General features: G+C 64.2%; 12 protein-coding genes, 1 tRNA gene and 2 rRNA genes. 9 read left to right on the top strand and 6 right to left on the bottom strand.

Annotated features, from left to right (window positions below):
• The first annotated feature begins 58 nt into the window (after positions 1 to 58).
• Both IHQ52_RS20895 and nudC read left to right on the top strand, forming a co-directional pair.
• Positions 59 to 1,135 (top strand): potassium channel family protein, encoded by a 1,077-nt coding sequence (locus IHQ52_RS20895; RefSeq protein ID WP_006437386.1) that lies wholly within the window; start codon positions 59 to 61, stop codon positions 1,133 to 1,135.
• Between the two features lie 47 nt (positions 1,136 to 1,182).
• Complete coding sequence (gene nudC, locus IHQ52_RS20890) at positions 1,183 to 2,118, top strand: NAD(+) diphosphatase (RefSeq protein ID WP_006437385.1); 936 nt, start codon at positions 1,183 to 1,185, stop codon at positions 2,116 to 2,118.
• Between the two features lie 60 nt (positions 2,119 to 2,178).
• Here nudC and IHQ52_RS20885 read toward each other — a convergent pair whose 3' ends face one another.
• On the bottom strand, positions 2,179 to 2,463 hold the full coding sequence (locus IHQ52_RS20885) for a mycoredoxin (RefSeq protein ID WP_006437384.1): 285 nt from the start codon (positions 2,461 to 2,463) through the stop codon (positions 2,179 to 2,181).
• A 130-nt stretch (positions 2,464 to 2,593) separates the two neighbouring features.
• Between IHQ52_RS20885 and IHQ52_RS20880 the strand changes: the two genes are divergently transcribed.
• Positions 2,594 to 4,726, top strand: coding sequence for an ATP-dependent helicase (locus IHQ52_RS20880; protein ID WP_006437383.1), 2,133 nt, complete (start codon positions 2,594 to 2,596; stop codon positions 4,724 to 4,726).
• A gap of 536 nt (positions 4,727 to 5,262) precedes the next feature.
• Complete coding sequence (locus IHQ52_RS20875) at positions 5,263 to 5,556, top strand: WhiB family transcriptional regulator (protein ID WP_006437381.1); 294 nt, start codon at positions 5,263 to 5,265, stop codon at positions 5,554 to 5,556.
• Positions 5,557 to 5,624: 68 nt separating this feature from the next.
• Here the strand turns inward: IHQ52_RS20875 and IHQ52_RS20870 are convergent, their stop codons facing one another.
• From IHQ52_RS20870 to IHQ52_RS20860, 3 genes are all read right to left on the bottom strand, one after another.
• Positions 5,625 to 6,941, bottom strand: coding sequence for an ABC1 kinase family protein (locus IHQ52_RS20870; RefSeq protein ID WP_006437380.1), 1,317 nt, complete (start codon positions 6,939 to 6,941; stop codon positions 5,625 to 5,627).
• A gap of 15 nt (positions 6,942 to 6,956) precedes the next feature.
• Complete coding sequence (locus IHQ52_RS20865) at positions 6,957 to 7,868, bottom strand: hypothetical protein (RefSeq protein WP_006437379.1); 912 nt, start codon at positions 7,866 to 7,868, stop codon at positions 6,957 to 6,959.
• 87 nt (positions 7,869 to 7,955) lie between these two features.
• Positions 7,956 to 9,425, bottom strand: coding sequence for a zinc-dependent metalloprotease (locus IHQ52_RS20860; protein WP_006437378.1), 1,470 nt, complete (start codon positions 9,423 to 9,425; stop codon positions 7,956 to 7,958).
• 173 nt (positions 9,426 to 9,598) lie between these two features.
• Between IHQ52_RS20860 and IHQ52_RS20855 the strand changes: the two genes are divergently transcribed.
• Positions 9,599 to 10,663, top strand: a complete 1,065-nt coding sequence (locus IHQ52_RS20855; protein WP_006437377.1) for a YlbL family protein — start codon at positions 9,599 to 9,601, stop codon at positions 10,661 to 10,663.
• Between the two features lie 19 nt (positions 10,664 to 10,682).
• On the opposite strand, the gene IHQ52_RS20850 is transcribed toward IHQ52_RS20855, so the two are convergent.
• Positions 10,683 to 11,219 carry a PPA1309 family protein gene (locus tag IHQ52_RS20850; RefSeq protein ID WP_006437376.1) on the bottom strand — a complete coding sequence of 179 codons (537 nt, stop codon included), beginning with the start codon at positions 11,217 to 11,219 and terminating at the stop codon, positions 10,683 to 10,685.
• A 198-nt stretch (positions 11,220 to 11,417) separates the two neighbouring features.
• On the opposite strand from IHQ52_RS20850, the gene IHQ52_RS20845 reads away from it, so the two are divergent.
• A complete protein-coding gene (locus tag IHQ52_RS20845; protein ID WP_006437375.1) occupies positions 11,418 to 14,372 on the top strand; it encodes a UPF0182 family protein in 2,955 nt (984 codons plus the stop codon).
• 88 nt (positions 14,373 to 14,460) lie between these two features.
• Here IHQ52_RS20845 and IHQ52_RS20840 read toward each other — a convergent pair whose 3' ends face one another.
• Entirely contained in the window at positions 14,461 to 14,742 is a 282-nt protein-coding gene (locus IHQ52_RS20840) for a hypothetical protein (RefSeq protein ID WP_006437374.1), read from the bottom strand.
• Between the two features lie 229 nt (positions 14,743 to 14,971).
• On the opposite strand from IHQ52_RS20840, the gene IHQ52_RS20835 reads away from it, so the two are divergent.
• The 3 genes from IHQ52_RS20835 (at position 14,972) to IHQ52_RS20825 (ending at position 20,982) form a co-directional block, all read left to right on the top strand.
• Positions 14,972 to 15,048 (top strand) — tRNA-Met (locus tag IHQ52_RS20835).
• 812 nt (positions 15,049 to 15,860) lie between these two features.
• A 16S ribosomal RNA gene (locus IHQ52_RS20830) occupies positions 15,861 to 17,381 on the top strand.
• Between the two features lie 471 nt (positions 17,382 to 17,852).
• Positions 17,853 to 20,982, top strand: a 23S ribosomal RNA gene (locus IHQ52_RS20825).
• The 16S and 23S rRNA genes sit together here, the layout of an rRNA operon.
• Positions 20,983 to 21,074 lie beyond the last annotated feature (92 nt).

Genomic DNA, 21,074 nt, shown 5'->3' with positions numbered 1-21,074 from the left:
TATCGCGCCCCTCCGTGGGTTACATTTCAGCGTGTGAGCGAACTCCAGGAGCGCAAACGTGGCCGTGCGTAGCCGCTTCCGCGGCCGCTTCGGATCATCCGAGCTGGCCAACCGGCCCGACCACGCGCTGGTCGGTGTCGTCCGCATCCCCGAACTGCAGCAGAGCCCCAGCCGCGCCATCGGCCGGCGGGTGCTGTGGGCAACGCTGGCGCTGCTGTTCACCTCGGTGGTCGTCTGGCTCGACCGCGAAGGTTATCGCGACGCCCAGGACAACGAACTGTCCTACCTGGATGCGCTCTACTACTCGGCGGTCACGCTGTCCACGACCGGATACGGCGACATCACGCCGATCAGCCCCTTCGCTCGATTCATCAACCTCATCATCATCACGCCGCTGCGTGTGCTGTTCCTGATCGTGTTGATCGGCACCACTCTCGAGGTGCTCACCGAACGGTCCCGACAGGCGCTCAAGATCCAGCGTTGGAGGAATACCGTGCGCAATCACACCGTCGTCATCGGTTACGGCACCAAGGGCCGCACCGCGGTCGACGCCATGCGCGGCGACGGCATCAAGCCCTCGGAGATCGTGGTCGTCGACGCCGACCCCACCGTCCTGGAGTCCGCGGCCTCCAACGGGCTGGTCACCGTCCGTGGCGACGCCACCAAGTCCGACGTGCTCCGCCTCGCCGGTGTCGCACATGCCGCGAGCATCGTCGTGGCCACCAACCGGGACGACACCGCCGTCCTCGCCACGCTCACCGCACGCGAGATCAACCCGCGGGCCAAGATCGTGGCGTCGATCCGGGAGTCGGAGAACACGCATCTGATGCGGCAGTCGGGCGCGAACTCCGTGGTGGTGTCCTCGGAGACGGCGGGACGCCTGCTCGGCATCGCGACGATGACCCCGTCGGTGGTCGAGGTGATCGAAGACCTCCTCACGCCCGACGCGGGTTACGCCATCGCCGAACGCGAGGTCGACCCGACGGAGACCGGCGGCTCGCCGGCACACACCCGTGACATCGTGCTCGGTGTCGTCCGCAACGGGGTGCTGCACCGCGTCGACGACAGCGAGGTCGAGCAGATCGAGGTCGGCGACCGCCTCCTGTACGTCCGCAAGAGCCCCGGCGACGACTAGGGCTCGCCGACCATCCAGCACCGACCACGGAAAAGGGACACACCGACGTGCAGTTCGAACTTGTCCAGCAGCCGCTGCTGTCGCGCGCGACCTTCCACCGAGCCGACGGGATCCGCGACGACACCGAGCGGATGCTGGCGGGATGGTCTTCGGCGAAGGTGCTGCTGATCGACTCCAACGGCCGGTATCCGGTCGGGGATTCCGGTGCACTGCACTGGGTTCCGGCGGCCACCGTTGCCGATGCGCCGCCGGCCGACGCGGTGATTCTCGGTGTGGTCGACGGCATCGACCGGTGGACGCGCCGGGTCGACCACATCGACGGACCCACCGACGACGCGCGCCGCGGCGCGATCCATCTGACGCCGGACGAGGCGGGCCTGCTCGTCACCGCGCTGGGAATCCTGAATTGGCATGAGACGGCGCGTCATTCACCGGTCGACGGCTCGGCCACCCAGCCGGCGCGGGGCGGTTGGGTACGTCGTAGGGTCCAATCCGGCCGGGACGAGTTCCCGCGCACCGATCCCGCGATCATCACCGTGGTGCACGACGGCGCCGACCGGATTCTGCTGGGGCGCCAGGCCGTCTGGCCCGACGGCTGGTACTCGACCCTCGCCGGCTTCGTCGAGCCGGGGGAGTCGCTCGAACAGTGCGTCCTGCGGGAGGTGCACGAAGAGGTCGGCATCGTGGTGCGTGAACCGCGCTACCTGGGCAGCCAGCCGTGGCCGTTCCCGCGGTCGCTGATGCTGGGCTTCGCCGCGATCGGCGACCCGGCCGACGAACTGGCCTTCCTCGACGGCGAGATCGGCGACGCCCAGTGGTTCCACCGTGACGAGGTGCGCGAGGCGTTGTCGCGGGATGGATGGACGCGCGCCGATTCCGGTCCGGGCGGCGAAGCGCCCCGGCTGCAGTTGCCCGGCTCGATCTCGATCGCACGCACGCTGATCGAGTCCTGGGCCCAGGGAACGCAAGCGCCGGGCCGGTAGCCCGACAGACAGAAAACCCGGGTCCGGCGAGAGCCGGGCCCGGGTGATCGGGTCACGAGATCAGACGCCGAGCTTCTTCTTGACGTCGGCGATCGAGGGGTTGGTCGCGGTCGTGCCGTCGGCATAGAGCACGGTCGGGACGACGTGATTGCCGCCGTTGACGCTGCCGACGAACTCGGCGGCATCCGGGTTCAGCTCGATGTCGATCTCCTGCCAGGGGATCCCGCTGGCCTTCAGTCCGGTCTTGAGGCGGGCGCAATAGCCGCACCACGAGGTGGTGTACATGGTCAGTTCGCCGGTGTCGGAGGTGCGGGCGCCGGCCTCGTCGTCGATCACGTTGCTCATGCACCCATAACACCACGGTCATCGGGGCTGTTCCCGGCGGCGCCGTCGTCCCCGGCGTGGGACGCGTCACGCCGGCCCCGATCGCCGGCCCCGATCGCCGGTCCGGAGTGCGTCGGTGGGTGGTGACATAGTGGACCCCGTGCGCCACCCGACCTCTTCCGCGAACCCCGATGCCCGCTCCCGCGACGCCGGTGCGGTCGAGGGCCTCGACCCCGAGCAGTCTGCGGCCGTCCTCGCGCCGCGCGGACCGGTGTGCGTGCTCGCCGGTGCGGGTACGGGTAAGACGCGCACCATCACGCGCCGTATCGCGCATCTCGTCGACACCGGTCAGGTGAATCCCGGTCAGGTCCTCGCGGTGACGTTCACCGCCCGCGCGGCGGGGGAGATGCGGACCCGGTTGCGGAGCCTCGGCGTCGGCGGCTCCACCGGCAACGTCGCCGCCCAGACTTTCCACGCCGCCGCGATGCGGCAGCTGCGATACTTCTGGCCGCGCGCCTTCGGCGATGCCCGATGGGAGCTCCTCGACAACAAGTTCCCGCTCATCTCGCGCGCCGCACGCCGCGCCGGCCTGGACACCGCGACCGACACCCTGCGCGACCTGTCCTCGGAGATCGAGTGGGCCAAGGCCACCCTGATCTCGCCGGAGAACTACGTCGAGGCGGTCGGTCGTCTCGGTCGCGAGTCACCGGCACCCCCGCAGAAGGTCGCCGCGGTGTACGCGCACTACGAGGACTCCAAGGTCTCGCCCGACGGCGACCGTCTCCTCGACTTCGACGACCTGCTCATCTACATGACCCAGATCCTGACCATCGAACTCGGTGCGGCCGACGAATTCCGTTCGCGCTACCGGTGTTTCGTCGTCGACGAGTATCAGGACGTGACGCCGGTCCAGCAGGGCCTGCTCGACGCCTGGCTCGGCGAGCGCGACGATCTGACGGTGGTCGGTGACGCCAACCAGACGATCTATACGTTCACCGGCGCCTCGCCGAACTACCTGCTGGACTTCAGCCGTCGCTTCCCGGAGGCGACGGTCGTCCGACTGGAGCGGGGCTACCGGTCCACACCCCAGGTCGTCGACCTCGCCAACCGCGTGATCGGCGCCGCCCGCGGACGCATCGCCGGCACCCGGCTCCGGCTCATCGGCCAGCGCCCACCCGGCCCGGAACCGCAGTTCGCCGAGTACGCCGACGAACCGGCCGCGGCCACGTCGATCGCGATCGAGATCAAACACCTCATCAAGTCGGGTGTCTCACCGTCCGAGGTCGCGATCCTCTACCGCGTCAACGCCCAGTCGGAGAACTACGAGCAGGCGCTGACCGAGGCCGGGATCCCGTACCAGGTACGCGGCGGTGAGGCCTTCTTCGCCCGCACCGAGGTCCGGCAGGCGATGCGTCAGATCGCCACGGTTGCCGGCCGCGAGGTCAAGCCCGGTGTCACGACCATCGACGTCGTGCGCGCGGTTCTCGGCGAACTCGGACTCACCGACGAGGAGCCGTCGGGTGCCCAGGCGCGCGCCCGCTGGGAATCGCTGAAGGCGCTGGTGCAGCTGACCGAGGACATGGTCGCGGAGAACCCCGACCTCACGCTGCCGCAGTTGTCCGCGGAACTCACCACCCGGTCCGAGGCACGCCACCCACCGACCGTGCAGGGTGTCACGCTGTCGTCGCTGCACGCGGCGAAGGGACTCGAGTGGGACGCGGTCTACCTGGTGGGGCTGACCGACGGCTCGTTGCCGATCAGTCAGGCCATCAAGGGCTCCTGGGAGGACGTCGAAGAGGAACGTCGCCTGTTCTACGTGGGCGTGACCCGTGCGCGCGAACATCTGCACCTGTCGTGGGCGCTGGCCCGCAACGAGGGGGGCCGCGCACGCCGCCGGTCGCGGTTCCTGACCGATCTCATCCCCGACGATTCGCCGGCCTCGAAGATCGCCAAGGAACGTGCCCCCCGCAAGGGACCGACCTGCCGTGTCTGCGGCTCGCGGCTGATGGATTCGACGGCGACCCTGCTCGGCCGCTGTGCCGGATGCCCGTCCGACCTCGATGAGGACCTCCTGGTCGCTCTCAAGGAGTGGCGTCGCGATCGTGCGCACGAGAAGAAGGTGCCCGCCTTCGTCGTGTTCTCCGACAAGACGCTCACCGCGATCGCCGAACAACGCCCCACCGATACCGCTGCGCTGGTGTCGATCTCGGGGATCGGCGCGCAGAAACTCGACGAGTACGGAGAGGATCTTCTTGAGCTCGTCAAAACCGCAGGTCAAAAATAGGTTGTGCGCTTTCCGGCGCACCGTTTAGTCTGGTCTCCGTCAGCACGGGTGGGAGTATTCCTGCGTCCGTCAGGGGCCCATCGCTCATGTGGGAGCCACCGAGAAGAGAAAGGAGCGGATCAGTGAACGGAAGCATCGTGAACCAGGCCGGCGTCGCCGTGCCTGCGGCCAAGCCGAATCAGGCGCACGCCGTCGTTCTGCGCGCCCGTCGCAACCGCTCCTGGCTGCCTGCCGTCTGTGCACGTCCGGTCGCTATTCGAACGATGGCACCGGCAGCGCATCCGGCTGCAGCAGCGCACGTAGCGCCGCCCGCGGCAGCCGCAGCAGCAGCCCCCGCGCCGCATGGGTTCCCCGTACCGACACGAATTCCACGGAGTTAGACCTCCGAGACATTCGGGCCACGGGCGAATCGCAGAGGCGAAACCCGTGGCCCTCTTTTTTTGTCACCCGATCAACGCCCCACCAGGGGTTCGGACCGACATCCACATCGAGGACATGGGTCACCATTTCCCAACGAGCAGATGTGGAGAAAACCAATGACTGTCGATTGCGTACTCGAGTCCTGTCCATCGGCGGACCGCGCAGCGACCGCCCGGCTCGACCTGCCCTGCCAGGTGGCCGACGCAGATCTGTGGTTCGCCGACAATCCCCGCGACCTCGAGCGTGCCAAGGCCATGTGTGCCGATTGCCCGCTGCGGACCCAGTGCCTGCAGGCGGCCCTGGATCGCGCCGAGCCCTGGGGCGTGTGGGGTGGCGAGATCTTCGAGCGCGGTGCGGTGATCGCACGCAAGCGCTCCCGTGGCCGGCCGCGGAAGAACGCGGCGGCCTGAGTCGAACCGAAAGCGACGACGCCGCGAGCACATGCTCGCGGCGTCGTCGTTCTGCGTGCTGTGGGGGATCAATCGCCCAGGCCGGGGACCCATTCCTCCATGATCGCGCGGTACGGCGCATGCGCCTCGAGCTGCGAGGCTATGCCGACACAGCCGCCGAGTACACGGAACACCATCACGAACCGCTTGGGCACGTTGAGGTTTCGCGAGGTCTTGTAGACCTCACCGCGAACGTCGGTCGCCTTGCCGGCGGCGCGCTGCATCCACTTGCGCGTGAAGTGGAACGACTCCGAGTACAGCGGGTCGACGTAGGGCCGCAGGTAGGTCTCGAGGTCGGCGCTCGTGACCTTCGACGCATGCGACGGCCGGATGAACTCGGCCTCGACCATGAGCTCCTTGAGCTCCTCGTACTTCTTGTCCCGGGCGAGCCGCAGGATCGGCCCGGTCTCCGGAGGCAGACCGCCGGGGTAGTGGCCGACGGCGCCGAAGTCGAGGACGCCGAACCGGCCGTCGTCGGCGATGAAGAAGTTGCCCGGATGCGGGTCGCCGTGGAGCAGGCCGACCCGGTAGGGCGAGCTGACCTCGAACTCGGCCATCTTCGCGGCCGCATTGTCGCGGGTCTTCTGGTCGCCGGTCGTGATGATCTTCGACAGTGCGACACCGTCGACCCATTCCGAGACCACGACCTTGGGTGCGCTGGCGATCACCTTGGGAATCAAGAAGTCCGGATGCCCGTCGTACGCCTTGGCGAAAGCCCGCTGGTTCTCGGCCTCGCCGAGGTAGTCGAGTTCGGCCTCGGTGCGATCGATGAGCTCGTCCATCATCGCCTTGACGTCGGTGCCCGGCGACAGCCGCTGCAGGAGTCCCGACATGCGCGACAACGTCTTCAGGTCGGCCTTGAGTGCGTGGTCGGCGCCCGGGTACTGCACCTTGACCGCGACCTCGCGCCCGTCGGACCAGACGCCCTTGTGGACCTGACCGATCGATGCCGACGCCGCCGGCTCGTCGGAGAACTCCTTGAAGCGCTCGCGCCAGCGGGTGCCGAGCTGCTGGTCGAGGACCTTGTGGACCTTGTCGGCCGACATCGGCGGTGCATCAGCCTGGAGCTTGGTGAGCGCCTCCCGAAACGGCTCACCGAATTCGTCGGGGATCGCGGCCTCCATGATCGACAGCGCCTGGCCGACCTTCATGGCGCCGCCCTTGAGCTCACCGAGGACCGCGAACAGCTGTTCCGCGGACTTCTCGAGGAGTTCTTGGTTGACCTCGTCCTTGTCTTTGCCGACCATGCGTTTGCCGAGCCCCGCCGCCGCACGTCCGGCCATACCGATGGGGAGAGACGCCAACTTCGCGTTGCGACGACCCTGCCCCCGAGTGATGTCGGTCATAGCATCCTTTCCGCGTCACACAATAGACGACTTGAGCCGTTCGTCTCCCACCGGACGACAATCGCAGCTCGGGTGGGGTAACCATTCTCTACGGTCCACCCGTGCGGGATCATCGCGGAACTCCAACACCTGATTCAACAGCTGCGGTTCGTGTCGTCTCGCGGCGGGGGAGGGTCGCCGCAAGCTGTTCACCAGACGTTCGATCTGGCCGTGCGCGATCGCTGCGGTCGGCCGCACGAGCGCGGGATCCGCATCGCCCGGCGCGCGGATGAGTTGCACCGCCATCATCGGCCATTCCGGATCGGCGTCGGAACGATGGTGATCGGCGCACATCAGACAACTCGAGAGTCCGGGCAGGACGAGCGGGCCGACGATGCCGACGCCGTCGCGCACGCGCACCAGCAGATGCGGGATCCGTGCCCTCGTCAGTGCGAAGACGACCCGCGGGTCGTGGACCAGGAAGTCGCTGAGGATCACCAGTCGGGTGTCGACGGTGTCGAGCGAGCCGTCGGCTCGGCGCCGCATCGTCCGGTGCACCTGCAGGCCCTGTGCGCGCAGGGAGGCGCCCAGCAGGTCCGACAACGGCCCCTGGCCGTGGATCTGAATCCGGAAGTCCGCGAGATCCGAACTGTCCGAGGACGTTTCGGCTCGGGTGTCGGAGATGGTCCGTCCGGCTGCGGCCAGGCCGTCGAGGAGCGTCCGGATCTCGTCGTCGGCGAGCCCGGCCGCCGACGCGCGACGGTTGAGCAGTTCCGGTGTGCAGGGGCGCTCCAGCAACCGCAACATCGCGGCAACCGAATGCGCCGAGATACCGGCGTCGAGCTCGATGATCACGCTGCCGGCCGGATCGATCCCCACGTGTACCCGGTTGCCCGGCCGCACCAGGATCGGTGTTCCCGGACGGATGCGCGGGACCGTGATGGACATGGCGCAACTCTGCCAGCGAAAGGACCTCGCCGGCGTCGTTCGGGCCGGTTATCCACAACATGATCGGGTTCGGCGTCGATTGTGGAGTTATGAGCCGGTCTGCCCGGGGTTCGGGCCGTCGTCCCCGGAGTCGGCGTCTCCCTGTTCGACCCCGTCCTGTTCGGCGAGCGACTTCTCGAGCTGCGCGATCGCGTCGTCGAGGTCGGTGTCCTTGTGCAGCAGACGGTCGATGAACGCCGCCGGGTTGTCCAGGTCGTCGGAGTCGGGCAGCAGGTCCGGATGCGCCCAGACACCGTCGCGGGTCGACAGATCGGTGGCCTCGAAGACCCGGCGCCACAGCTCGGACGCCTCCCGCACCTTGCGCGGGCGCAGTTCGAGACCGACGAGGGTCGCGAAGGTCTGCTCGGCGGGGCCGCCGGAGGCGCGGCGGCGACGGATGGTCTCGGTCAGCGCGCCGGTGCTCGGGATGCGGTCGCCCAGTGCTCGGGTCACCACCTGCTCCACCCAGCCCTCGATGAGCGCCAGCAGCGTCTCGAGGCGGCCGAGTGCCGCCTTCTGCTCGGGCGTGGTGGTCGGCTCGAAAGATGTCGACGAGCTGATGAGCTCCTCGAGCTTCGACGGATCGGACAGCAGTTCGGTGGGATCGATGTTCGCCGTGGCGTCGGTGATCCCGCTGAAGTCGATGCTGATCCCGCGGGCGTACTCCTCGACCGTCGACAGCAGGCGCTGACGCAGCCAGCCGACGTGGGTGAACAGGCGGACGTGCGCGGCCTCGCGGGCGGCGAGGAAGACGATGATCTCCTGTCCGGGCTGCTCGAGACCCTCGGCGAACTTCGCGATCGCCTCGGGGAGCAGCACCGCAATCCCCTCGGGAGCCAGCGGCAGGCCGATGTCGGTGGAGGTGAGCACCTCCTTGGCGAGCTGGCCGAGACCCTGGCCGAGCTGGGTCCCGAAGGCCATACCGCTCATCTGCGTCAGCATGCCCAGCATCGGGCCGGCGAACTGGGCCGCCTCGGCGGGCAGGTTGTCCTGCCAGGTGCGTGCGAGTTGTTCGGCGACCGGGTTGCACAGACCCTTCCAGGTGTCCATGGACTCCTCGAGCCACTGCACCGGGGTCCACGCGACGGTCTGGGTGACGCCGCTGGGGAAGGTCGTCGCGTCGTCGAGCCAGACGTCGGCGAGGCGCACCGCGTCGGCCGACGCGGAGATCTCCTTGTCCAGAATCGGCGTGAACGAACCGATCTGCTGGCGGGCGAGATTCATGGCGACCTGATAGTTCACCGGACCGCCGCCGCCACCGGACATGCCGGCGCCCATGCCGCTGAACATGCTGCCGAGCTGGGAGAACATCTGGCCGAGCATGTTCGGGTCGAAGTTCGACGGATCGAAGTCGCCGAAGCCCTGTCCCTGGCCGCCCATGGCGAATCCGAACGGGTTGGCCCCGCCGAAGGGGTTGCCGCCGGGGTTGTCGCCCGGCTTGTTCTGGTCACCGCTGTTCTTGTCGCGGTCGTCGTCGCCGTTGCCGGACGCCGAGAAGCCGAAGGGCAGATCACTCATATGTCCACCGTACCGCCCGGACAGGCCCCTCAACGGCGTCGGATGTTCGCCGTGCGCGTAGCGCCGCCGCACGTGCGCGGCCCGCCTTCGGGCGGTGTGGCGGCATGACGCCGGCCTGTGCGGAGCACGACGTCGACACTGTCCTCAGAGGTCGGGGCACTATCGTGTGCGGAATGAGTTCGAGCCCTCGCTTCCGCCGGATCGCCACCGCCGCGGTCAGCGCCCTGGTGTTGCTGGCGTTGCTCGTCGTCGGCACGCAGGTGCAGGTGCCCTACGCCGCTCTCGGTCCCGGACCGACGCTGAACACATTGGGCATGACGAAGGTCGAGCAGGACGGCAAGGTCGTCGAGCGCAAGGTCGTGCAGATCGACGGTGCACCCCTCGACAAGACCACCGGCAACCTGAACCTGACCACGGTGTCGGTCAGCGACGGGCTCACACTCTTCGACGCCCTGGGTTTGTGGATGTCCGGGAAATACGCACTGACCCCGCGCGACGAGGTGTATCCGCCGGACCGCAGCACCGAACAGGTACAGCAGGAGAACGCCCAGCAGATGGCGGGGTCGGAGGAGGACGCCACCGTCGCGGCCCTGCGGTTCCTGGACCGTCCCACGGTCCTGCGCATCGCCGCTGTGGGCGCCGACGGGCCGTCGGCCGACGTCCTGCGCGCCGGCGACGTGGTCACCAGGGCCGGGGGAGTCGAGGTCGAGACCAGCAAGGAACTGCGCGACGTCGTGTCGAAGAATCCGCCGGGCACGGTGCTTCCGCTGGAGATCGTGCGGCAGGGCACGCCGCAGACCGTGACCGTCACGCTCGCCCCGCATCCCGGCGACGAGAAGGCCGGATTCCTCGGGGTCACGGCCGAGGTCGCCAACGCCGACCCGTCGCTCAAGGTCACCTACACCGTCGGCGACATCGGCGGACCGTCGGCGGGCATGATGCTGGCGCTCTCGGTCGTCGACCAGTTGGGTCCCGGCGAACTGACGCACGGCAAGTTCATCGCGGGAACGGGCACGATCTCGGCCGACGGTGACGTCGGTCCGATCGGCGGCATCACCCACAAGACACGGGCGGCCCACGACGCCGGTGCGACCGTGTTCCTGGTCCCGGCCCGCAACTGCGCGGAGGCGGTCTCCGACCGTCCCGACGGACTCGAACTGGTCAAGGTCGAGACGCTCGACGGCGCGGTCGACGCCCTCGACGCGATCGGTTCGGGACGCCCGGCCCCGTCCTGCTGACGGACCGGCGGTCCACCGGTCAGGACTCCGGCGCGTCCGGGGCGAAGGTCTCGTGCAGCGCTGCCCGTAGCTCGAGCGCGAGCTGGGGATGGGTGAGCAGCTCGGGCACCTCGTCGGGCACGGGTCGAAGCCGCAGGAGCGCCAGGTCGGGCCCGTTGCGCAGCACACCGACGACCAACCGGGCGACGTCCTCGTCCGCGTGCTGATCGGCTGTCTCGGTGACCACGTACTTCGGTGTACCGTCGTCATCCGGACCCGGTGGCGTGACGACGATCTCGAGCGCCACCGCCGCCCCGGCGACCGCTGCGGGCCAGATCGCGGTGGCCAGGAATTCGTCGAGGTCGTCGCACTCCTCCTCGACGGGCGTGAAGACCGACCGGTCGTCGTCGGCGACGACGCCGGGAACGCGCTCGACGAGCAGAGACGTCGGCACGAGCGCGTACACCGCAGGCGGCTGCCCCCAGCCATCGGCATCGAGGTGATCCATGATCTCGCTCAGCGAGCTTCCGAGATCGTCGGTGGAGAAGGCTCGTGGTGTCGTCGCGTTGTCGGGCATCCGACCATCTTGCCCCGGCGGGGCGCACCCGGGAACCGTGACCAACCCCGGATCGTTGTCCCACCGCCCGAGTGTGATCGGCATCCGGGCGGTGCCAGTACAGTGGACACCACGCCCAGGCTTGCGCGTCACGCAGGGCGTTGTCCGAATTGAGAGCTTTGGAGAGTGGGTCTGGTGGGCGCTCGAGGGCCGGCAGGAATGCCGACACTGTCACGCAGGAGCAAGATCGGCATCGGACTCGGCGTTGCCGTGCTGGTCCTCTTGCTCATCGGACCACGACTGATCGGTCTTGCCACCGACTGGCTGTGGTTCCGTGATGTGGGGTACTCGAGCGTGTTCAGCACGGTCATCTGGACCCGCGTCATCCTCTTCCTGATCACGACTCTCGTCGTCGGCCTGATCATCTTCGGCGCGGTGGCCCTGGCCTACCGGTCCCGGCCGGTGTTCGTGCCCACCGCGGGACCCAACGATCCGCTCGCGCGCTACCGGACCGCCATCATGACCAAGGTCCGGTGGTTCGCCGTGGTGCCGGCCCTGATCATCGGCGCACTCGCCGGTCTCGTCGCGCAGGGTTCCTGGGCCACGGTCCAGATGTTCCTGCACGGGACCTCGTTCGGCCAGACCGATCCGCAGTTCAACCTCGACATCGGCTTCTACGCCTTCGACCTGCCGTTCTACCGGTTCGTGCTGAATCTCCTGTTCGTCGTGGTCGTCGTGGCGTTCCTCGCCAACCTGGTCACCCACTACCTCTTCGGCGGCATCCGGCTGGGCCAGGGCGGGGGTTCGGTCACGATGGCCGCCCGTATCCAGCTCGCCGTTCTGGCCGGCACCTTCTTGTTGCTCAAGGCAGCGGCCTACTGGCTCGACCGGTACAACCTGCTCTCGAGTCAGCGCAAGGCCGAGATCTTCCCGGGTGCCAGCTACACCGACATCAATGCGGTCCTGCCGTCCAAGCTCATCCTGATGGCGATCGCGATCATCTGTGCCGTCGCGTTCTTCGCCGCCATCGTGCTGCGTGATCTGCGCATCCCCGCCCTCGCAACCGTGCTGATGCTGTTCTCGGCACTGCTGATCGGTGTGGGCTGGCCGCTCACCATGGAGCAGTTCTCGGTGAAGCCGAACGCCGCCCAGAAGGAAGCCGAATACATCCAGCGGGCGATCAACTCCACGCGGGAGGCCTACGGCATCGGGCCGGACAAGGTCATCACGCAGAAGGACTGGACCGCCGAGCCCGCGAATCCCGCACTCGTCAACGGGGACACCCCGACGCTGTCGAACGTCCGCATCCTCGACCCGAACGTGGTGTCGCCGACATTCATCCAGCAGCAGCAGCGCCAGAACTTCTACGGCTTCCCGACGCAGCTCGCCGTCGACCGCTACAAGATCGACGGCGAACTGCGCGACTTCGTGGTCGCAGTGCGTGAACTCGACCCGAGCCGCTACCTCGAGAACCAGCAGAACTGGCTGAACAAGCATCTCGTCTACACCCACGGCAACGGCTTCGTCGCCGCGCCGGCGAACCGGGTCAACGAGTCGGTCGACGAGAACGACATCGACGGCGGCGGTGACCCGTTCTACTACGTCAGCGACACCACGAACTACCAGACCGAGGCGTACAAGCGCGACGCCCCGATCAAGGTGACACAGCCGCGCATCTACTTCGGTGAGCTTCTCGCAAAGATCGATCCCGACTACGCGATCGTCGGCTCCGAAGGCGGTGAGCCCCGCGAACACGACATGGGCGACGCCAAGTACACCTACCAGGGGCCCGCGGGCGTCCCGCTGAGCAACTGGTTCACCCGACTCCTCTATGCGGGCAAGTACGCGGAGCGGAACTTCCTGCTGTCGGGCGAGATCACCTCGGCGTCGAAGATCATCTACAACCGCGACCCGCGGGACCGCGTCGAGCAGATCGCGCCGTGGCTGACCGTCGACTCCAAGACCTACCCGGCGGTCATGGAGGACGGCTCGATCAAGTGGATCGTCGACGGCTACACCACGCTCGACAACTTCCCGTACTCGCAGCCGACGTCGCTGCAGAGCGCGACCGCCGACGCCCAGGACCTCAACCCCGGTCAGACCGGACGTACGCAGGTCAACAAGACCGTGTCGTACGTACGCAACTCGGTGAAGGCCACCGTCGACGCCTACACCGGTGAGGTCAAGCTGTACGAGTTCGACACCGAGGACCCCGTCCTCAAGACCTGGATGAAGGTCTTCCCGGGATCGGTCGCCTCGCGTGCCGAGTTCGACAAGCAGACCTCGTTGCGCGAGCACGTCCGGTACCCGGAGGATCTGTTCAAGATCCAGCGGGCGCTTCTGACGCGCTACCACGTCGACACCCCGGGAACGTTCTTCCAGGCGAACGACTTCTGGTCGGTGCCGTCGGACCCGACGAGCCCCGACGCCGAACAGCGTGGACTCGATCAGCCGCCGTACTACTTCGTGGCCTCGGACCCGGAGAGCAAGCAGGCGTCGTTCCAGCTCACCTCTGTCCTCACACGACTCAACCGTCCGATCCTCGGTGCTTACATCACCGTTGCCTCGGACCCGGAGAACTACGGACAGATCACCGTCAAGGAGTTGCCGGGCAACAACCAGCGGTCGGGACCGAAGCAGGCGTTCAACCCGATGAAGACCGATGGTCGAGTCGCCGAATCGCTCAAGTCCCTCGAGAACACGGCAAAGGTGACGTTCGGCAACTTGCTGACGCTGCCGGTCGGCGACAACGGGATCCTGTACGTCGTCCCGATGTATGCGCAGGCCCAGGGCGAAGAGGCCTTCCCCCGGTTGTTCCGGGTGATCACCCGGTACGAGCCGAAGGAACGAGAGGCCCGGATCGGTTATGCGCCGACGACGGCCGAGGCACTGCGCCAGGTCGGGATCACGCCGGCCGCCGGTGTGGTTCCCGGTGAACAGCAGCCCACCCAGCCGGACCGGCCTCAGCAGCAGGGCGGGACGACGAGTCCGCAGCTGCCGGCTCCTCCGCAGGGTGGTACACCCGAGCGCGATGCCGCGGTGAAGGCGATCGGAGACGCGCTCAGCGCGCTGCGCGACGCGCAGACCAAGGGCGACTTCGCCGGTTATGGCGCGGCCCTCGATCAGCTGAACAAGGCTGTGACACAGTACGAGTCACTACCGAAGCAGAACTGAACCGGGTGGATCCGATCGACGCGCCCCACACGGGGGCGTGTCGATCGGGCAGTAGTAACGATCCGAGCGTTACGTGCGTCGGGTACCGCTAGCCGCGGTACTTGCGCACGTAGCGCTCTTTTTCGTCCGCGGTGTTGTCCGGTAGCACCGGGCTGTGGTGATACCGGTGACCGATGGTGAAGAAGATCGAGACGGTCAAGCCGAACGCTGCGACCGTGACCACTGCGAACAGGACTGCGAGGCCTGTGTTGCCGGAGGCCATGTGGACCAGCCACAGTGCAGCCGACAGGAAGCCGCCGAGCGCGGATACGAATCCGATGAAGCTCATCGGATGGTTGCCGTGGCTCTCATGGTGGAAGTGGGCGGACATGGTCCCTCCTCGGTGGTGGGTCGGCCGGGTTCGGGTAGCGCCGATTCTACGCCCGAAGGTGACTCGGCTCACAGTGATGGTGGTCCGCCGACGCAGGTCAGGTACGGCGCCGTGACCTGTGCTTAACGGTCTTCCGTGACCGCGATCACTCCTATACGCCCAGTTCAGCCGCGGTTTCGGGATCGATTTGCATCGCTGACGAGCGCATGTGTAACGTGGTGTTCACCAACGCGGGGTGGAGCAGCTCGGTAGCTCGCTGGGCTCATAACCCAGAGGTCGCAGGTTCAAATCCTGTCCCCGCTACCAACACAAGAACCCCCGCCCGGGACTCCCGGGCGGGGGTTCTTGCTATGTGCTTCTCATGTGTGCGGAGCCGATGCCCGAGCGACGGCCGGCCTGGCGCGGTGCTCGAACCGCAGGTGCGTGGAGCTCGCCCGGTTGCGGGATGGGGGCCGATCCAGATCGGCCGGCACCGGTCTCCGGAGCGGACCGAGGAATTTCTTCACCGAATCTCGCGCGAATCCGCCGCGGTTGTGCATGCCGACCTCGGCGCCGATCCCCAATCACCCCTTCTGACCAGGCGATTTGACGTTGGGGACCCACGTGCGTAACTTATGTCGAGTCAGCGCGCCACGGCGCCGCCCCGGAAGGCCTGAGAGGGTCCGGCCGGGGAGTGGAGACCGGGCTTCGCGCAGACCGCCCCCGAACTTCGAGTTCGAGACTTCGTGTCTTGGATGAGGTGTGCGGGGTTGCCAGATCCCCTGAGTTCGAGAAACTTCGGATTTGCGGACTGAGGATCGGGTCTGGTAGGTTGGAAGAGTTGCCCCGGAGACGGGGTTGACGCGGAAAGTCAGAACAAGTCTGCTGGTGAAAGCCCTTGTCGGGGTGAGTATCTGGTGGGTGTGTGTTCTTTGAGAACTCGATAGTGTGATGATGAATTGTCTGATGCCAATTGTGGCATCGTGCATTCTTTATGGATGTAGATGTTTATTGTGTGTGGCGCTCGGCCCCGTCTGGGTGTCACATGTTTTTGCTAGTTTTGGATTGGTCAGGTTTTGCTTTCCTGATTGTGTTGAAACGCTGGCACCTTTTGGGTGTTGGTTTTGTTTCGCTATTTTTTCATGGAGAGTTTGATCCTGGCTCAGGACGAACGCTGGCGGCGTGCTTAACACATGCAAGTCGAACGGAAAGGCCCGCTTGCGGGTACTCGAGTGGCGAACGGGTGAGTAACACGTGGGTGATCTGCCCTGGACTCTGGGATAAGCCTGGGAAACTGGGTCTAATACCGGATATGACCTTACATCGCATGGTGTTTGGTGGAAAGCTTTTGCGGTTCAGGATGGGCCCGCGGCCTATCAGCTTGTTGGTGGGGTAATGGCCTACCAAGGCGACGACGGGTAGCCGACCTGAGAGGGTGATCGGCCACACTGGGACTGAGACACGGCCCAGACTCCTACGGGAGGCAGCAGTGGGGAATATTGCACAATGGGCGCAAGCCTGATGCAGCGACGCCGCGTGAGGGATGACGGCCTTCGGGTTGTAAACCTCTTTCACCAGGGACGAAGCGCAAGTGACGGTACCTGGAGAAGAAGCACCGGCCAACTACGTGCCAGCAGCCGCGGTAATACGTAGGGTGCGAGCGTTGTCCGGAATTACTGGGCGTAAAGAGCTCGTAGGCGGTTTGTCGCGTCGTCTGTGAAATTCTGCAACTCAATTGTAGGCGTGCAGGCGATACGGGCAGACTTGAGTACTACAGGGGAGACTGGAATTCCTGGTGTAGCGGTGAAATGCGCAGATATCAGGAGGAACACCGGTGGCGAAGGCGGGTCTCTGGGTAGTAACTGACGCTGAGGAGCGAAAGCGTGGGTAGCGAACAGGATTAGATACCCTGGTAGTCCACGCCGTAAACGGTGGGTACTAGGTGTGGGGCTCATTTCACGAGTTCCGTGCCGTAGCTAACGCATTAAGTACCCCGCCTGGGGAGTACGGCCGCAAGGCTAAAACTCAAAGGAATTGACGGGGGCCCGCACAAGCGGCGGAGCATGTGGATTAATTCGATGCAACGCGAAGAACCTTACCTGGGTTTGACATACACCAGAAAGCTATAGAGATATAGCCCCCCTTGTGGTTGGTGTACAGGTGGTGCATGGCTGTCGTCAGCTCGTGTCGTGAGATGTTGGGTTAAGTCCCGCAACGAGCGCAACCCTTGTCCTGTATTGCCAGCGGGTTATGCCGGGGACTTGCAGGAGACTGCCGGGGTCAACTCGGAGGAAGGTGGGGATGACGTCAAGTCATCATGCCCCTTATGTCCAGGGCTTCACACATGCTACAATGGCTGGTACAGAGGGCTGCGATACCGTGAGGTGGAGCGAATCCCTTAAAGCCAGTCTCAGTTCGGATTGGGGTCTGCAACTCGACCCCATGAAGTCGGAGTCGCTAGTAATCGCAGATCAGCAACGCTGCGGTGAATACGTTCCCGGGCCTTGTACACACCGCCCGTCACGTCATGAAAGTCGGTAACACCCGAAGCCGGTGGCCTAACCCCTTGTGGGAGGGAGCTGTCGAAGGTGGGATCGGCGATTGGGACGAAGTCGTAACAAGGTAGCCGTACCGGAAGGTGCGGCTGGATCACCTCCTTTCTAAGGAGCACACAACATCACGTGTTTCTGCAGGCGTATGTTCTGCGGCGCGTGTGTGTTCGAGGGTGAAACATCAGACAGGCTCACCGCTTCCACACCTGTGGAAGTTTGGGGGGTTGCTGCTGGGTCGTGAGGCCGGCGGGTTCATCGCACACTATCGGGGTTCTGAGAGAACACGCGGCATGCTTTCGGGTGTGCAACGGGTTGTCTCTGACCTAACTGTTCGGCCAATCATGCTGGTGAGGTGTCCTGTGATGGGGCGCGGAGGTGTGGGTGGTGGGATGGTGTGTGTTGTTTGAGAAGTGCATAGTGGATGCGAGCATCTTTATTTCAAATCAACAATTTTTTGTTGGTCTGTGATTTAGCAGAAAGAATGTTTTGTGTTGTCTACATTCGATCCTCGCCGAACATGATCCTTTGGGGTTGTGTGCAGCTTTCGGGTTGTGTGGTGGGGGTGGTTTGTAGGTGTTGTTGTAAGTGTGTAAGGGCGTTCGGTGGATGCCTTGGTACCAGGAGCCGATGAAGGACGTGGTAGGCCGCGATAGTCCTCGGGGAGTTGTCAAACGAGCTGTGATCCGAGGGTGTCCGAATGGGGAAACCCAGCACGAGTGATGTCGTGTTACCCACCTCTGAATGTATAGGGGGTGTGGAGGGAACGTGGGGAAGTGAAACATCTCAGTACCCATAGGAAGAGAAAACAAAAGTGATTCCGTGAGTAGTGGCGAGCGAAAGCGGATGAGGCTAAACCATGCGCATGTGATACCGGGTAGGGGTTGTGTGTGTGGTGTTGTGGGGTTCATCTTCTTCCATCTGCCTGTGGAAGCGTGAGTCAGAAAATCGTGTGTTAGGTGAAGTGGCCTGGAATGGTCTGCCGTAGACGGTGAGAGTCCGGTAGCTGAAAACACATGGTCTTGCGTGATGTTCTCCCAAGTAGCAGCGGGCTCGTGGAATCTGCTGTGAATCTGCCGGGACCACCCGGTAAGCCTGAATACTTCCTGGTGACCGATAGCGGACAAGTACCGTGAGGGAAAGGTGAAAAGTACCCCGGGAGGGGAGTGAAATAGTACCTGAAACCGGACGCTTACAATCCGTCAGAGCCTGCGCCTTCGGGGTGGGTGATGGCGTGCCTTTTGAAGAATGAGCCTGCGAGTTAGTGCTCGGTGGCGAGGTTAACCCGTGTGGGGTAGCCGTAGCGAAAGCGAGTCTGAATAGGGCGTTTGAGTCGCCGGGTCTAGACCCGAAGCGGAGTGATCTACCCATGGCCAGGGTGAAGCGACGGTAAGACGTCGTGGAGGCCCGAACCCACTTCAGTTGAAAATGGAGGGGATGAGCTGTGGGTAGGGGTGAAAGGCCAATCAAACTCCGTGATAGCTGGTTCTCCCCGAAATGCATTTAGGTGCAGCGTCACATGTTTCTTACCGGAGGTAGAGCTACTGGATGGCCGATGGGCCCCACAGGGTTACTGACGTCAGCCAAACTCCGAATGCCGGTAAGTGAGAGTGTGGCAGTGAGACTGCGGGCGATAAGGTTCGTAGTCGAGAGGGAAACAGCCCAGATCGCCGGCTAAGGCCCCTAAGCGTGTACTAAGTGGAAAAGGATGTGGGGTCGCGAAGACAACCAGGAGGTTGGCTTAGAAGCAGCCACCCTTGAAAGAGTGCGTAATAGCTCACTGGTCAAGTGATCCTGCGCCGACAATGTAGCGGGGCTCAAGTACACCGCCGAAGCCGCGGCACTCACACAATAGCCCGTTCTCCGTTTACGGATGGTGAACCAGGTGTGTGGGTGGGTAGGGGAGCGTCCTGCATCCGTGGAAGCCACAGAGTGATCTAGTGGTGGAGGGTGTGGGAGTGAGAATGCAGGCATGAGTAGCGAAAGCAGAGTGAGAAACTCTGCCGCCGAATGACCAAGGGTTCCTGGGCCAGGCTAATCCGCCCAGGGTGAGTCGGGACCTAAGGCGAGGCCGACAGGCGTAGTCGATGGACAACGGGTTGATATTCCCGTACCCGTGTATCCGCGCCCATGCTGAATCAGTTGTACTAACCATCCAGATCCCCCAGGAGCACCTTCGGGTGCCGGGTGGGGTGATGCATGGGACCTTGGCTGGTAGTAGGCAAGCGATGGGGTGACGCAGGAAGGTAGTGGGGCCAGTCAGTGGTTGTACTGGTGTAAGCCTGTAGGGCGTGTTCTAGGCAAATCCGGAACACAGTGAGCCTGAGAGGTGATGCGTAGCCGTTGCGGTGAATTCCATGATCCTATGCTGCCGAGAAAAGCCTCTAGTGAGTTGGTACACGGCCCGTACCCCAAACCAACACAGGTGGTCAGGTAGAGAATACTAAGGCGATCGAGAGAACTGTGGTTAAGGAACTCGGCAAAATGCCCCCGTAACTTCGGGAGAAGGGGGACCCATCCTGGTGACGAGATTTACTCTCTGAGCTGGTGTGGGTCGCAGAGACCAGAGAGAAGCGACTGTTTACTAAAAACACAGGTCCGTGCGAAGTCGTAAGACGATGTATACGGACTGACGCCTGCCCGGTGCTGGAAGGTTAAGAGGACCGGTTAGTTCCTTTCGGGGAGCGAAGCTGAGAATTTAAGCCCCAGTAAACGGCGGTGGTAACTATAACCATCCTAAGGTAGCGAAATTCCTTGTCGGGTAAGTTCCGACCTGCACGAATGGCGTAACGACTTCTCTGCTGTCTCAACCACAGACTCGGCGAAATTGCAGTACGAGTAAAGATGCTCGTTACGCGCGGCAGGACGAAAAGACCCCGGGACCTTCACTATAGCTTGGTATTGGTGTTCGGTTCGGTTTGTGTAGGATAGGTGGGAGACTGTGAAGTGGGCACGCCAGTGTTCATGGAGTCGTTGTTGAAATACCACTCTGATCGTATTGGACTTCTAACCTCGGACCCTGATCGGGTTCAGGGACAGTGCCTGGTGGGTAGTTTAACTGGGGCGGTTGCCTCCTAAAAGGTAACGGAGGCGCCCAAAGGTTCCCTCAGCCTGGTTGGCAATCAGGTGTTGAGTGTAAGTGCACAAGGGAGCTTGACTGTGAGACGTACATGTCGAGCAGGGACGAAAGTCGGGACTAGTGATCCGGCACCGGCAAGTGGAAGCGGTGTCGCTCAACGGATAAAAGGTACCCCGGGGATAACAGGCTGATCTTCCCCAAGAGTCCATATCGACGGGATGGTTTGGCACCTCGATGTCGGCTCGTCGCATCCTGGGGCTGGAGTAGGTCCCAAGGGTTGGGCTGTTCGCCCATTAAAGCGGCACGCGAGCTGGGTTTAGAACGTCGTGAGACAGTTCGGTCTCTATCCGCCGCGCGCGTAAGAAACTTGAGGAAACCTGTCCCTAGTACGAGAGGACCGGGACGGACGAACCTCTGGTGTGCCAGTTGTCCCGCCAGGGGCACCGCTGGTTAGCTACGTTCGGAAGGGATAACCGCTGAAAGCATCTAAGCGGGAAGCCTGTTCCAAGATGAGGTTTCTCACCCCCTTTGCGGGGTTAAGGCCCCCTACAGACCATGGGGTTGATAGGCCAGAACTGTACGCACAGCAATGTGTTCAGGTGACTGGTACTAATCGGCCGAGGACTTACCAACAACACCCACACACCACAAAAACATTCTGTTTTGGTGTGTTCGCATCCACTATGCATCTTCTGAGACAACACACGAACAAACAAACACCAGCG

Source organism: Gordonia amicalis (genome assembly GCF_022059885.1).
Taxonomy (GTDB): domain Bacteria; phylum Actinomycetota; class Actinomycetes; order Mycobacteriales; family Mycobacteriaceae; genus Gordonia; species Gordonia amicalis.
The sequence above is the reverse complement of the archived record's forward strand: the minus strand, read 5'-3'. Positions and strand labels throughout refer to the sequence as shown.